Below are 15,187 nucleotides of genomic sequence, written 5' to 3'. Positions count from 1 at the left end.
ATTTCGCTATGGGGCGGCGATGCATTTTCTAGACCAAGCCAAGATCTACGTACGTTCGGGTGAGGGCGGCCCCGGTGCCGTCAGCTTCCGCCGCGAGAAATTCATCGAATATGGCGGCCCCGATGGCGGCAATGGCGGCAAGGGCGGCGACATCGTGTTCGAATGCATCGCCGGCCTGAACACGCTGATCGACTTTCGCTACACACAGCATTTCCGTGCCCCGCGCGGCTCGGGCGGGTCGGGCTCGAACCGCACCGGCGCGGGCGGCGAGGACCTCGTGATCCGCGTCCCGCTCGGCACGCAGGTGCTGTCGGAGGACAAGGAAGAGGTGCTGATCGACTTCACGCAGGTCGGCCAGCGCGAAGTGCTGTTCCGCGGCGGCGATGGCGGGCGTGGTAACGCCAGCTACAAGACATCGACCAACCGCGCCCCGCGCCAGCACGGCACCGGCTGGCCGTTCGGCGAGGCCTGGGTCTGGCTGCGACTGAAGCTGCTCGCCGATGCGGGTCTCGTCGGCCTGCCGAATGCGGGCAAGTCGACCTTCATCAACCAGGTCACGAACGCGCAGGCCAAGGTCGGCGAATATGCCTTTACCACCACCCGGCCGCAGCTGGGCGTGGTTCGCCACAAGCAGCGCGAATTCGTGGTCGCGGACATTCCCGGGCTGATCCAGGGTGCGGCCGAGGGCGCAGGCATCGGCGACCGGTTCCTCGGGCATATCGAACGGTGCCGCGTGCTGCTGCATCTGGTCGATGCGAACGACGCGGATGTCGGCGAATCCTACCGGATCGTCCGCGACGAGCTGGCCAATTACGGCGAGGGCCTCACCGACAAGAAGGTGATCGTCGCGCTGAACAAGACCGACATGCTCGACGCCGAGCTGATCGCAGCGCTGTCGGCCGAACTGGCCGAGGCCAGCGGCGCCGAGGTGATGGCGATGTCCGGCGCGAGTGGCGCCGGCGTAGAGGCAGTCCTCGACAAGCTGATCGGCGAGATCGGCCCGGCACCGGGTGCGCCGAAGGAGCTGGCGGAGGGCGAAGAGCCGGTCGCATGGTCGCCGCTGTAGCGTTCAAAACCGCGCCGTAGCCCGATCATGTACGCCATCGTCATCCCCGCGCAGGCGGGGATCCATAGCCTCAGGGGTATGCGATTCGGTGGTGAGGCCAGCCAATATGGGTTCCCGCCTTCGCGGGAATGACGATAGGGTGTTGCAGGCTATGACGACCTACGGGGAGGACCTACGGGGTCGACCAATGATGTTTCTGCCGTCCTCCTGTCCCCGCCTGATCGTAAAGATCGGTTCGGCACTGCTCGTCGATCCCGACGGCAGCGTCCGGCGCGACTGGCTCGCCGGGCTCGTCGCCGACATCGCCGCGCGCACCAGTGCCGGGCAGCAGGTCGCGATCGTGTCGTCCGGGGCGATCGCGCTCGGCGCGCGGCGACTTGGCCTCGCCAAGGGCGGCCGCGCGAGTCTCGAGGATGCGCAGGCCGCCGCCGCCACCGGGCAGATCGCGCTGAGCCAGGTCTGGGCCGAACTGCTCGCCGCGCAGGGGCTGAACGCGGCGCAGATGCTGGTGACGCTCGACGATCTCGAGGACCGCCGCCGCTATCTCAACGCCGCCGCGACGCTCAACCGGCTCCTGTCGCTCGGCGTCGTGCCGGTGATCAACGAGAATGACAGCGTCGCGACCGCCGAAATCCGCTTCGGCGACAATGACCGGCTCGCGGCGCGGGTCGCGCAGGCCGCGGGCGCGCAGGGGGTGATCCTGCTCTCCGACGTCGACGGGCTCTATACCGCCAATCCGCATGTCGACCCTTCGGCCACCCATATCGCCGATGTCCCGCGGATCGACACGGTCGCCGCGATGGCGGACGACGGGTCGGGGTCCGGCATGGGATCGGGCGGCATGGCATCGAAGATCGCCGCCGCGCGAATCGCCACGGCGGCAGGCATTCCACTCGTGATCGCCTCGGGCCGGATCGACCATCCGCTCTCCACCCCTGCCCGCCACACGATCTTCAGCGCCGAACGCACCGCGTCCGCGCGGAAAGCCTGGCTGGCGGGGGGGCTGACCGCGAAGGGCACGATCCGTGTCGACGCGGGGGCCGCCGCCGCGCTCGGCCAGGGGCGCAGCCTGCTGGCCGCGGGCGCGACGGGGCTCGACGGGGGCTTCGTGCGTGGCGATCTGGTGACGATCGAGGGGCCGGCCGGAATCGTTGCGCGCGGGCTCGCCGAATATGACGCGGCGGACACCGCGCGTCTGCTCGGCCGCCACAGCGACGATCACGCTGCGATCCTCGGCTATGCGCCGCGCTCGGCGCTCGTCCATCGCAATCATCTGGCGCTCGTATGACTGCCGCGCATACGTCGATCTGGAGCGAGCCGTCATGATCCTGGCCATCACCGGCGGCACCGGGTTCGTCGGCAGCCACCTGATCGACCATGCGCTGGAGACGGGTCACACGATCCGCGCGCTTGCCCGCAAGCCACAGGCCAAGCGCATCGGCGTGACCTGGATCGAAGGCGCGCTCGATCGGCCGAAGAGCCTGGCGACGCTGGTCGAGGGCGCGGACGTGGTCATCCACGTCGCCGGCGTGGTCAATGCCGCCGATCGCGCGGGCTTTGCCGAGGGCAATATCGCGGGCACCCAGGCGATCGTCGACGCGACGCGGTCGGCGGGGATCCGCCGCTTCGTCCAGGTCTCGTCGCTCGCCGCGCGCGCGCCGGCGCTTTCCAACTATGGCTGGTCGAAGGCCGAGGCGGAGACGTGCGTTGCCGCGTCGGGGCTCGACTGGACGATCGTCCGCCCGCCCGCGATCTTCGGCCCGCGCGATCACGACCTGCTCGACGTGTTCAAGGCGGCGCGATCGGGATATGTGCCGATGCCCCCTGCCGGCACGCGCGTCTCGCTGCTCTATGTCGAGGACCTGACCGCACTGCTGCTCGCGCTGGCCGAGATCCCGGTCGCACCGGCGATCATGGAACCCGACGACGGTACGCCCAAGGGCTGGGACAATCGCGACTTCGCGCGCGCGATCGGCGTCGCGGTCGGCAAATCGGTGAGGCCGCTGTCGATGCCGCGTGTCGTCCTGTCGCTGGCGTCGGCCGCCGACCGTCTCGTCCGGCGCGGCAAGGCCAAGCTGACGCGCGACCGGGTCCGCTATTTCTGCCATCCCGACTGGGTCTCGCACACGCCGCCGCCGGCCACGCTCTGGACGCCCTCGGTCCCGACCCCGCAGGCGCTGGCGCAAACCGCGGCGTGGTATCGCGCGGCGGGGCTGCTATAGCGCCGAAAAGCCGCCGCAATTCGCTGTCAGGATTGCGTCGACACCCGGAAGGAAGAGCATGAGCGACCGTCAGCAGATCTACGACACCGTCACCGCGCAGATCGAGCCGTTCAACAAGAAGGGCGTCGCGCTGAGCGATGCGACGACCTTCCAGGGCGATCTCGAATGGGACAGCCTGACCGTCATGGATTTCGTCGCCGCGATCGAGGATGAATTCGACATCATCATCACGATGAACATGCAGGCCGAGATCGAGACCGTCGGCCAGCTGGTCGATGCGGTCGCGAAGCTGAAGGCCGCCTGAGTCAATGCCCGCCCCTGCCCCTCGCCCATAACCCCCGTTCGTGCTGAGCGTAGTCGAAGCACATGAGACACAGGCCCTTCGACTTCGCTCAGGGCGAACGGCAAGGGGCGATACCGTCCTGATCTGGAACCGAACATGACCGAAGCCGCCACTACCGCCCACGCCCTCCCCGTCGATCCCCCCGAGGTCGCGCCCGAACGCGATCTGATGAGCAAGTTCGACGGGCTGATCGCCGAACGCGAGGCGCTGGTGAAGTCCGGCGTGCGCAATCCGTTCACGATCGTGATGGACGAGGTCAAGTCGCCGACCCAGGCGGTGATCCGCGGTAAGGACACGATCCTGCTCGGCACCTACAACTATATGGGGATGACGTTCGACCCCGACGTCATCCAGGCGGGCAAGGACGCGCTCGAGAAATTCGGGTCGGGCACCAATGGCAGCCGGATGCTCAACGGCACGTTCCACGATCATATCGACGTCGAGCAGGCACTGCGCGACTTTTACGACATGAGCGGCGCGATCGTGTTCTCGACCGGCTACATGGCCAATCTCGGGATCATCTCGACGCTCGCCGGCAAGGGCGAGTACGTCATCCTCGACGCGGACAGCCATGCGTCGATCTATGACGGCTGCAAGCAGGGCAATGCCGAGATCGTCCGCTTCCGCCACAACGACGTGGCCGATCTGGACAAGCGGCTCGGTCGCCTGCCGAAGGAGGCCGGCAAGCTGGTGGTGCTCGAAGGCGTCTATTCGATGCTCGGCGACATCGCCCCGCTGAAGGAGATGGTTGCGGTCGCCAAGAAGCATGGTTGCATGGTGCTGGTCGACGAGGCGCATTCGATGGGCTTTTTCGGCCCCAATGGCCGCGGCGTGTACGAGGAGATGGGGCTGACCGACCAGGTCGATTTCGTCGTCGGCACCTTCTCGAAATCGGTCGGCACCGTCGGCGGGTTCGTCGTGTCGAACCATCCGAAGTTCGAGATGGTCCGCTTCGCCTGCCGCCCGTACATCTTCACCGCATCGCTTCCCCCCTCGGTCGTCGCGACTGCCGCGACGTCGATCCGCAAGCTCATGACCGCGCATGACAAGCGCGCGCAGCTCTGGAAGAATGCACGGGCGATGCATGCGGGGCTCAAGGCGATGGGCTTCAAGCTCGGCACCGAGACGTCGGATTCGGCGATCATCGCGATCATCCTGACCGACCAGGAACAGGCGATCGCAATCTGGCAGTCGCTGCTCGAGGGCGGGCTGTACGTGAACATGGCGCGCCCGCCGGCGACGCCTGCGGGCACGTTCCTGCTGCGTTGTTCGCTGTGCGCCGAACATACCGACGCGCAGGTCGAGACGATCCTCTCCATGTTCCGCGACGCGGGTCGCGCCGTCGGCGTGATCGGCTAGCAGCCGGCCGCTGTCATTGCGTCGGGAGCAATACGCACGCTATCGTCGCGGGGTGACGCAGGACGAGGCCGACGCGGCAGCCCTTGGGGGCGGTGCGACCTGGCGGACCATCACGCTCATCGTGATGGCGCTGCTGGGCGCCGCCGTTCTGGTCGGGCTCATCGCCACGCTGAGCAGCGCGAACCGGCAGCGCGACAGTGCGTTGCGGCTGCAGGCGCACAGCTATGACGTGATGATCCTCGCGCGCACGCTGTCGAGCACGATCGCCCGGTCCGAAGCGTCGCTCGGCCGCTATGTGATCAGCGGCGACCGACAGCTGGGCCGGCTCTATTTCGAGGAATGGGTCCTGGCCGGGACGCAGCTCAACCGGCTCGAGCGGCTGACCTACGACAATGGCGAACAGCGCGGGCACATCGCCGAACTGCGCCAGGCCTATGAAGACCGCGGCCGCGAGCTGTCGATGACCGCGCTCAGCACCAATTACGGCAAGAATTCGCAGGCGTTCGCTCGCTATTACCAGGGCCGCAACGCCCCGACGCTGATCGCGATCAACCGGACGCTCGACCGGCTCATCGCGCGCGAGCGGGCGCTGCTCGACAACCGGACGTCGCGGGCGATGGCATCGGTCGAACGCTCGAGCTCGATCGCGGGCGTGCTGGCGGTGTTCGGGATGCTGATCGTACTCGGCGCGATCGGGCTTGGCTGGTTCACGATCCGCGCGGTCAGCGACCGGGCGGTCGCGCAGGCGGACGCGGACATGGAGCGCAGCCGCGCCGAGGAACTGTCCGCCGCGGTCGAACAGGCGACGGCCGAGTTGCGCGTACAGGACGCCAAGCTGCGCCAGGTCCAGAAGATGGACGCGGTCGGCAGGCTGACCGGTGGCATTGCGCATGATTTCAACAACATGCTTGCCGTCATTCTGGGCGGGCTGGAACTGGCGCTGCGCAACATCGCGCGCGATCCGGCGACCGCACGGCGGCACATCGAGAGCGCGACCGACGGCGCCACCCGCGCCGCCGCGCTGACCCGCCGGCTGCTGGCGTTCAGCCGTGAGGATTCGCTGAAACCCGAGACGATGGGGGTTGCGGGGCTGGTCGAGGGCATGTCCGACCTGCTCGACCGCACGCTCGGCGATGCGATCACGCTGCACGTGGTCGACGCCTCCGAAGGCTGGCGGGTCCGCGCGGATCGCGTCCAGCTCGAAAATGCGGTGCTCAACCTTGCGGTCAACGCGCGCGACGCGATGAACGGCCGCGGCACGATGATCGTGACCACCGGCGCCGCGGTGCTGACCGCGGGCGCGATCGGCGACTGCCCGGCCGGCGACTTTGCCACCATCACGGTCGCAGACGATGGCAGCGGCATGTCGCCGGACGTCGCCGAGCGCGTGTTCGAGCCGTTCTTTACCACCAAGGAAACCGGCAAGGGCACGGGCCTTGGCCTCAGCCAGATCTTCGGCCTGGTCCGGCAGCTGGGCGGCGAGATCGCGATCGCCAGCGTGGTCGGCGAAGGGACGACGGTGACGCTCTATCTGCCGCGCGACACCAGCGATCCCGCGATCGAGCCGCAACCCGTTCTGCCGTTTGCGGACCTGCCAGAGCCGGTGCAGCCCGTCGCGCCGACAGGGCTGAACGTGCTGGTGGTCGAGGATGATCCGCGCGTGCTCGCCGCGACGATCGGTGCACTCGAGGAGCTTGGCCATCATCCGGTCGCCTGTGACGACCCGACCCATGCGGCGGCGATGCTCGCGCGTCACGGCGCGATCGACCTGATCATTTCCGACGTCCTGATGCCGCGCCAGACGGGGCCCGAGATGATCGCGGCATTGCGGCCGCTGTTCCCCGACATCGCGATCCTGTTCGTCACCGGCTTTGCGGGCGAGGCCGCGACGAGCGAGTTCGGCGAGCATGAGGTGTTGCGCAAACCCTTCACGCTGAGCGGCCTGGAACGCGCGGTCGCGGCGGCGATGGGCACCGACCGCCCTACCCCGCCCCGCCAGATGGCGGCCGAATAGACCGTGACAGGCCCGCCCCGTCCGCCCTATATCCCTGACCCTATATCCCGCGCGAAAAGCTGATATAGACCCGCCCCACGCCTCGCGTTCGAGGCGCTCGCAGAGCCCCCGCTTCATGAAATCCATCGATCGCTACATGGCCCGGCTGATCGCGGTCCCGCTCTTTTCGACGCTGATCATCGCGGCGATGCTGCTCGTGCTCGACCGGATGCGCCGGCTGTTCGATTTCGTCGCGACCGAGGGCGGGCCGATCAGCGTCGTCTGGCGGATGCTCGCCAATCTGCTGCCCGAATATCTCGGCCTCGGGATTCCGATCGGGCTGCTGCTCGGTATCCTGCTCGCGTTCCGCAAGCTCGCGACGACGTCGGAACTCGACGTCCTGCGCAGCGTCGGGATGAGCTATACCCGGCTGCTGCGGGTGCCCTATATGTTCGCCATCGTGCTGGCGATCGCGAACCTGCTGATTGTCGGCTATCTCCAGCCGATCGCCCGCTATTATTACGAGGGGCTCCGCTTCGAGCTGCGCACCGGCGCGCTCGGCGCGTCGATCAAGGTCGGTGAATTCACGCATCTGGGCGACCGGATGACGCTGCGGATCGAGCAGAGCCGCGACAAGGGGCGCGAGCTGTCGGGCATCTTCGTCCATGCGCAGACGCCGAAGAACGACTGGATCGGCGTCACCGCGGAGAAGGGACGCTTCCTCGCGACCGACGATCCCAACGTCATCATCTTCCGTCTCGCCAACGGGACGCTGATCCACGAACGGCCCGAATTCAAGACGCCGCGCGTGCTGACCTTCAGCAGCCATGACCTGCCGATCAACCTGCCCAAGTTCGAGAGCTTCCGCGTCCGCGGCGGGCGCAACCTGGAATTCACGCTGCCCGAACTTGCGCGTGCGGGGCATGAGGCGGCGACGCCCGAGCTGCGCGATGCAAGCCGGTCCGAATTCCACTTCCGCCTGGCGGAGGTGGCGATGATGTTCCTGCTGCCGATGCTGGCGGTGGCGCTCGGCGTGCCGGCGAAACGGTCGACGTCCGGTCTCGGCGTCTTCCTGTCGATCGTGATGATCGTCACCTATCACAAGGTGAACCAATATGCGGCGGACGTCGGCGAGCTTGGCCGGATCGACCCGCTGATCGCGCTCTGGGTGCCGTTCACGGTGTTCGCAGGGCTGATCCTGTGGATGTACTATACCATCGCCTATGTGCCCGGCGGCGAGCCGATCGGTGCGCTCGAGCGCGGCGTCGGCCGGATCGGCAAGGCGATCACCAGCCGGCTGCCCGGGCGCCGCAAAGAGAAGACGGCATGAGCAGGATCACGATCTTTCCGTCGCGCACGGTCGCGGTCTATATGGGCCGGCTGTTCATGACGCGGACGTTCAGCATCCTCGCGGCGCTGGTGCTCGTGCTCCAGGCGCTCGATCTGCTGAGCGAGTCGGGCAACATCCTGGCGCAGGCGGGGAATGGCGACGCGCAGGTCTGGCAATATGTCAGCCTGCGCGCACCGCAAATCATCGCCTTCGCCCTGCCCTTCTCGGTCCTGCTCGGCACCATCCTGACGCTGATCACGATGAACCAGAACAGCGAGATCATCGCGCTCAAGGCGTCGGGCCTCTCCGCGCATCAGGTGCTCGCCCCGCTGCTCATCGCCAGCCTCGTCGTCGCGATCGTCAGCTTCAGCTTCAACGACCGCGTCGTGTCGCGCGCCACCGCCACCCTGTCGCAGTGGCAGAAGGTCAATTACGGCGCGATGCCGATCGACCGTGGCGACCGTGCCAATGTCTGGGTCCGCGACGGCGACGACCTGATCCAGGTGAACCAGACGCGCGGCAAGGGCGCGGGCACGCGGCTCGGCGGGGTGACGCTCTATGATCGTGCTGGTGGAAGCCTCGTCTCGATCATCCGCGCCCCCAATGGCAAGCGCGTCGCCGGGGGCTGGGAGATCGGCCCCGCGACGCGGTTCGACGTCGCCAGCGGCACGCTGACCACGCTCGGGTCGGTGGTCGTCGGGCGCGATGTCCGGCCCGACCAGTTCACGCTCGCGAGCGTCGACGCCGACAGCCTGTCCTTCGGCGCGCTGAAGGCGGCGATCGGCGATCTGGCCGACGCGGGGCGCCCGACCAAGGCACTCGAGGGATCGCTCTGGCACAAGCTGTCGGGACCGCTGTCCTCGGTGCTGATGCCGCTGCTCGGCGCGGTCGCGGCGTTCGGCATCGCTCGCTCGGGCAAGCTCTTCGTCCGCGCGGTGATCGGCATGGGGCTGGGCTTCGCCTATTTCGTCGCGGACAATTTCGCGCTCGCGATGGGCAATCTCGGCGCCTATCCGCCGTTCCTCGCCGCCTGGGCGCCCTTCCTCCTGTTCTTCCTGATCGGCGAGGCGGTGCTGTTCCGGACCGAGGAATAGCCGCTGTACGAACCGCGTGATCGTCGATATCCGCAGCGGCTGACGACGAAGCGCTGAGGGGCGAGCCAATGGCCGGTACGATAACGATCCGCAAGGTCGAGACGAAGCGTGATCGCAAGGTCTTTGTCGATGTGCCCTTCGGCCTCTATCGCGACGATCCGCACTGGGTCCCGCCGCTCAAGACCGAAGCGCTCGGGCTGATCACGCCCGAGAAGAATGGCTGGTTCAGCCATGCCAAGGCGCAACTGTTCCTCGCCGAGGAGAATGGCCGGGTCGTCGGTCGCATCTCCGCGCATATCGACACGCTCGCGCTCACCATGCCCGCCGAACAGGGCTTTGGCCCCGGCGTCGGCCAATGGGGGCTGATGGAGGCGGAGAGCGAGCCGGTGTTCCAGGCTTTGCTCGCCGCCGCCGAGGATTGGCTGCGCGCACAGGGCATGGCGCGGATGCTCGGCCCGATCAGCATGTCGATCTGGGAGGAGCCCGGTCTCCTCGTCGAGGGCTATGATCACGCGCCGACGATCATGATGGGGCATGCACGCCCCGAATATCGTGACTGGGTCGAGCGGTCGGGCCAGGTCCCGGTCAAGCGGCTGATGACCTATGAGGTCGACGTCACGCGGCAATTCCCGCCGATCGTCCAGCGGATCATCAAGTCGGGCGAGAAGAATCCGCGGATCGTCATCCGCGAGGTCGACAAGTCGCGGTTCGAGGACGAGGCCGCGATCATCCTAGCCATCCTCAACGATGCCTGGTCGAGCAACTGGGGGTTCGTGCCCCTGACGCCGCCCGAGATCAAGGATGTCGGGGTCAAGCTCAAGCCGATCGTCTTCAACGACCTGATCCGGATCGCCGAGGTCGACGGCAAGCCCGTCGCGTTCATGATCACGCTGCCCGACCTGAACGAGGCGATCAAACCGCTGCGCGGGTCGCTCCTGCCGTTTGGCTGGGCCAAGCTGTTGCTGTGGCTGCGCAAACCAAAGGTGAAGACGGTCCGCGTGCCGCTGATGGGAGTCGTCCGGGAGCTGCAGTCGTCACGCATGGCAAGCCAGCTCGCCTTCATGATGATCGAATATATCCGGCGTTCCGCCTCGCAGGATTACGGCGCGACCCGCGCCGAGATCGGCTGGATCCTCGACGACAATCAGGGGATGCGCTCGATCGCCGAGACGATCGAGAGCCGCATGAACAAGGTCTATCAGGTCTACGAAAAGACGCTCTAGCGGGCGTATGACCGGCCTGTGATCAGCCGATCAGCCCGTCGCCCTGTGCCTCACGCGCGAGGATCCGGCCGATCGCGTCGAACAGCGAATCCATCGCGACCGGCTTGAAGATCACGTCGTCGGCGCCCGCGGAAAGGCAGCGCTGGCGAAGGTCGGGGGCGACGTCCGCGGTCACGACGATGATCGGGACCATGCCCTTGGCGTCGGACCGCGCGCGAATGTGACGGATCGCGGTGATCCCGTCCATGCCCGGCATGCGCAGGTCGACCAGCACCATCTCGAAATCCTGCTCGTCGAGGATCTCGAGGCCACGCTCGGCGCTTTCCGCCTCGACCATCGTCGCGCCGGCCACGTCGAGCATGTCGCCCACCACGCGGCGGTTCATCCGATCGTCCTCGATGAACAATATGTTCAACATATCCTCCGTGACGGGTCGACCGGGAGAGGCGCGCTGTCCGTCATTGATAGGCGTTTACGCATCAAGCCGCCCGCGAGACAAGATCGGGAATTGCGTTGTTTTTAACTACCGGCGACGCGAAGATCGCTTCGACCAGATCCGCACCCGATACCGGCTTCGCAACGATGCGTGTAATGGCAGTCGTGAGCAGCGCCGGATCGTCGAGCCGATCGGCGGGCCACAACAGCGTCGTCGCGGCATCACCTGCCGCCCGCGTCAGCTGCTCCAGCGCCGGCCCCGGATCGCCACCGGCGCGCAACGTCGCATCGTCGATCACGATGTTCGCGACGACCGTCTGCGCCAGCAGTGTAACAGCCTCGTCGATCGAGGCGGCGGTCAGGACGATGTCGCAATGCGGCGTCACCAGTGTCCGGAACATGCTGCGCATGATCGGATTGCGGTCGACGATCAGCGTCGCCGCGCCGGTTCCCTGATCGGCCCCCAGGTCGCCGAGCGCGATCGCCTCCGCATGGACCAGCGGCAGGCTGAGCGTGAACGTGGCGCCCTGCCCTTCGCGGCTGGTGACCGTGACGTCGCCGTTCATCGCGCGCGCGAGGTTGCGACAGATCGACAGGCCGAGCCCGGTGCCGCCGAACTGCCGCGTCGTTCCGGCATCCGCCTGGCGGAAGGATTCGAAAATCTCGTCGAGCTTGTTCGCGGGAATGCCGATGCCCGAATCGGATACGTCGAGCCACAGCCGGTCTTCACCGGTCCGCAACGCCACCGTCACCGCGCCCACGCGGGTGAATTTCAGCGCATTCGACAACAGGTTGAACACGATCTGCCGCACCCGCGCGGCGTCGCCCATGATCCGGGCGGGGCAGTCGGCCATGTCGAGCGTGAATGACAGCCCCTTCGACCGGGCCTGCTCCTCCCACATCTGCGCAGCATCGGTCACCGTGGCGCACAGATCGAACGGCGCGAACTCGATCGTCAGATTGCCGGTTTCCATCTTGGCGATGTCGAGAATGTCGTCGACCAGCGCGCGCATCGTCGCCCCCGCGCCGCGCACGATGCCGAGGCGATCGCGCAGGTCGGGGGTCAGGCGCGAGTCAGCGAGCATGACCTCGGTCATGCCCAATATCCCGTTCAGCGGCGTGCGGATCTCGTGGCTGGTCGTGGCCAGGAACTCGGTCTTTGCCGCAAGCGCCTTGCCGAGCGCCGCGTTGGTGATCGCGAGGTCGTCATTCGCGGCGCGCACCTTATCGCGACTGCGGCGAATCGTCACGAGTCCCAGCGCGAGCAGGCCGATGATGATCGAAACCGCCGCGATCGCGCCGATGAACATCAGCCGCTGCGTCTTTGCCCGGTCCTTCTCGTACCGCACGCTGCGCTCGAGCTCATCGGCGCGCAGTTTGGAAATTTTGAGTTCCTGGTTCGCGAAGTCGAATCGCGCCGCCAGCAAGGCCGTGCTCATATTCGTGGCGAGTGTTGTCGCCTGATCATCCAGACGCTTCTGCGCCTCGAGATGGACGAGCGCGTCGAGGGGCCGGTCGAGGGCCTTATAGATCGCATAGGCAACCTGATGCCCCTCCCGATACGACAGGTTGGTCTTCGTCAGATCGACGCCCGCAAAACGCTGCGTGATGAGCGCGAGCGCGCGCGGCAAATTCCCCTGTTGGAGGGCGACTTCGGCGGCGATCGGCAGCAGCTGAACCCGCCAGACTGCGGCCTCCGACTGCATGGCAAGGCGCTGGCTGGCAGCGATCGCCTTTGCCGCGGCTGCGGTTTTGCCCGCCTTTAGCAATACATGCGCGATATTCCCCTGGATGCGGGACTGCAGCAGCGGGCTCTTCATCTGCTCGGCGAGCGCCAGTGCCTTGCGATACTGTGCGACAGACTGGTCGTAACGGCCAAGATCCTGATAGCAGGAGCCCCGGTTATTGTAGATCGCCACGAGCAGGCCCGGGTCGCCATGGTAGACGTCGAGCGCCTGGCTGAGATATTTGAGGGCGGACTCGCTGTCATTGCCATCGCCGTACAGCGTGGCGATCAGCATGAGCGCCTTGGCACGGTTGCGCATGTCCCCAAGCGTGCGGAAGATATTGTGCGCGGCCTGATAGTCCGCCAGCGCGGACGCCAACTCCGCGCGAGTCGCATGAACGCCCCCGCGGGATAGAAGGATCTCGGCATTCAGCGCCGAACCGGGATCCAGCCTAACCACCGTTGCCAGAGCGTCGTGGATCAGCACGGCGGCGCGATCGTCGCGATCGATCCGCAGCGCCGCTTCCCCCTGCAGCCAGCGCGCGGTCGCGACGGCCAGCTGCCGCCTTTCGGGATCCGCTATGGCGGCGGCGGCCTGTTCGGCGGTCGATGCCCTGCGGATGGCCTCGCCTGGATCGGTCTGCACCAGCGACTTGGCATTCCCGATGGCGATATCGAACCGGACCTGCGGCAGCGGCTCTGCCCCGGCTGCCGCGGGCACTGCGCTGACGGCGAGAAGGATCGCTGGCAGCCCATGCCAAAGGCTTAGCCGCCGCCGACCCAGCTGGTTCACTCAGCCGGTCTTCCGGACAGCCGCGATCCGCGTGAGCGGTGACCGCACGTCGCGGGCGATTGCCAGATGACGCTCTTCCGCGAGGAACGGCAGCAGAGCGTCGATACCGATCGGCCGACTCACCAGAAATCCCTGAATCATGTCGCACCCCATGACCGACAATAGCGCCATCGCCGAGGGCGTTTCGACCCCTTCTGCAACGACTTCCATTTCAAGTGCGTGCGCGAGGTCGATCGTCGACCGGACGATCAGCGGATCGCGGTTCGAACTGGTGAGTTGCGTGACGAAGAGCTTGTCGATTTTGAGCTCGCTGGCGGGAAGCTGCTTGAGATAAGCGAGCGACGACAGGCCGGCACCATAATCGTCGATTGCGATCACGATGCCAATATCCGCGAAGATCTGCAAATTCCGGATCGCGCTTTCCGGATCGCGAATCACCGACGTCTCGGTGATCTCGAAGCCCAGACGCGCGCCGCTAGACGTAATCATCTCGCACGCCTGCCGTACGAATCGCGCATCGGCGAGCAAGACGCCGGCGATATTGATGAAGATCGGCAGTTCATGACCATGCGCCGCCAGGATCCGCTGGTCGCCGATCACCTGCTCGATCGTCCACAGCGTGAGCGCAACGATGTCGCGGCTCTCCTCCGCGATCGGGATGAAGTCGCTCGGCAGTACGAGGCCGCGCTGCGGATGGCGCCAGCGGACCAGCGCCTCGACACTGACGATCTCCTGCCGGCGCAGATGGACCTTGGGTTGATATTGGAGGAACAGCTGGTCGCCGCCGATCGCCTTGTGCAGCTCGCGCGCCAACATCAGCCGGTCGAGCGACGCGCTGGCCGCCGATACGTCGCGCGCGATCGGTCCGCGCTCGACCCGGGCATCGGCAAGCGCGAGCTCGGCTTCCTCGATCAGGCGGACCTCGTCGTGCTGCGGTGCGCGGACCGATGCGCCGCCCAGCGTCAGCTCGACGTGATAAAGTTCGCCGTCGATGTCGAACGGCGTGGTGAAGGCATGTGCGATCAGCTCGAGCGCGAGGTCGAGCTCGTTCTGCTGATCCGCCAGAAGCGCGATGTCGATCAGATCACGCGCTGCTATTTCTGTACGCGATTGCGGCAGAACCGCCGCGATCCGCAGCGCGATATCGCCGACCAGCGTGTCCGCGCGCGCGCGTCCGACATGGCGGCGAAGCATTGCGAAATTCGCGACCTCGGCGAGGATGACGAATTGCCAGCCATGAAAGGCCACGGGCAGGCACGACATAGTCGCGGGATCCGACACGTCAGTCATGCGACAGCCTCGCAGACGCATAACCGCCGCGATGCGAGTCGCACGTGCAGCCGAAAGGAATATGCGAGAGGTCGATCATCCCTAAACGCTAGCTGCCGATACTGAAGATAGCGTTAAGCCTCCCATGCTGGCACGTAAACGTGGTTAACGATTAATAAACCATGTTGAATTCAAGTTAACGCCCGGTTAACTTCCCCTTGCGTCCTAACGGGCGTGAACAAGGGAGAAAAAAGTGCTGAAGCTCATTCTTTCGCTCATCTACGGCGACCACATGCGCCCCTGGTAAACAGGTGCCGGCCCGGCGTTTTTGGAA

The 15,187-nt window shown here is 66.3% G+C and carries 12 protein-coding genes; 9 read left to right on the top strand and 3 right to left on the bottom strand.

Going from position 1 to position 15,187, the window contains the following annotated elements; translation table 11 throughout:
• Positions 1-19: 19 nt before the first annotated feature.
• The 9 genes from obgE (at position 20) to J3A66_RS16910 (ending at position 10,630) form a co-directional block, all read left to right on the top strand.
• Positions 20-1,066: a GTPase ObgE gene (obgE, locus tag J3A66_RS16950; protein ID WP_107929587.1), complete on the top strand. Its 1,047-nt coding sequence runs from the start codon at positions 20-22 to the stop codon at positions 1,064-1,066.
• 187 nt (positions 1,067-1,253) lie between these two features.
• The gene (gene proB / locus J3A66_RS16945; protein ID WP_209570103.1) at positions 1,254-2,354 is read left to right on the top strand and encodes a glutamate 5-kinase; all 1,101 of its coding nucleotides are present in this window, start codon (positions 1,254-1,256) and stop codon (positions 2,352-2,354) included.
• Positions 2,355-2,388: 34 nt separating this feature from the next.
• Positions 2,389-3,288 (top strand): NAD(P)H-binding protein, encoded by a 900-nt coding sequence (locus J3A66_RS16940; protein WP_037527652.1) that lies wholly within the window; start codon positions 2,389-2,391, stop codon positions 3,286-3,288.
• A 58-nt stretch (positions 3,289-3,346) separates the two neighbouring features.
• A complete protein-coding gene (locus J3A66_RS16935; RefSeq protein ID WP_031394130.1) occupies positions 3,347-3,592 on the top strand; it encodes an acyl carrier protein in 246 nt (81 codons plus the stop codon).
• Positions 3,593-3,727: 135 nt separating this feature from the next.
• Positions 3,728-4,990, top strand: coding sequence for an aminotransferase class I/II-fold pyridoxal phosphate-dependent enzyme (locus tag J3A66_RS16930; protein WP_031394131.1), 1,263 nt, complete (start codon positions 3,728-3,730; stop codon positions 4,988-4,990).
• A gap of 124 nt (positions 4,991-5,114) precedes the next feature.
• The gene (locus J3A66_RS16925) at positions 5,115-7,004 is read left to right on the top strand and encodes an ATP-binding protein (protein ID WP_192003107.1); all 1,890 of its coding nucleotides are present in this window, start codon (positions 5,115-5,117) and stop codon (positions 7,002-7,004) included.
• Between the two features lie 115 nt (positions 7,005-7,119).
• A complete protein-coding gene (gene lptF, locus J3A66_RS16920) occupies positions 7,120-8,313 on the top strand; it encodes an LPS export ABC transporter permease LptF (protein WP_031394134.1) in 1,194 nt (397 codons plus the stop codon).
• On the top strand, positions 8,310-9,407 hold the full coding sequence (gene lptG, locus J3A66_RS16915; RefSeq protein WP_031394135.1) for an LPS export ABC transporter permease LptG: 1,098 nt from the start codon (positions 8,310-8,312) through the stop codon (positions 9,405-9,407). Before lptF ends, lptG begins: the two co-directional genes overlap by 4 nt.
• A 68-nt stretch (positions 9,408-9,475) precedes the next feature.
• Positions 9,476-10,630, top strand: a complete 1,155-nt coding sequence (locus tag J3A66_RS16910; RefSeq protein ID WP_031441344.1) for a hypothetical protein — start codon at positions 9,476-9,478, stop codon at positions 10,628-10,630.
• 22 nt (positions 10,631-10,652) lie between these two features.
• On the opposite strand, the gene J3A66_RS16905 is transcribed toward J3A66_RS16910, so the two are convergent.
• The 3 genes from J3A66_RS16905 to J3A66_RS16895 form a co-directional block, all read right to left on the bottom strand.
• Positions 10,653-11,045, bottom strand: coding sequence for a response regulator (locus J3A66_RS16905; protein WP_031394137.1), 393 nt, complete (start codon positions 11,043-11,045; stop codon positions 10,653-10,655).
• Positions 11,046-11,109: 64 nt separating this feature from the next.
• Complete coding sequence (locus tag J3A66_RS16900; protein ID WP_209570101.1) at positions 11,110-13,584, bottom strand: ATP-binding protein; 2,475 nt, start codon at positions 13,582-13,584, stop codon at positions 11,110-11,112.
• Positions 13,585-14,874, bottom strand: a complete 1,290-nt coding sequence (locus tag J3A66_RS16895) for an EAL domain-containing protein (RefSeq protein ID WP_245336853.1) — start codon at positions 14,872-14,874, stop codon at positions 13,585-13,587.
• Positions 14,875-15,187: the final 313 nt, after the last annotated feature.

It is taken from the genome of Sphingomonas sp. PvP018, from assembly GCF_017876865.1.
Taxonomy (GTDB): domain Bacteria; phylum Pseudomonadota; class Alphaproteobacteria; order Sphingomonadales; family Sphingomonadaceae; genus Sphingomonas; species Sphingomonas aerolata.
This window is presented reverse-complemented; position numbering and strand designations above follow the sequence as displayed.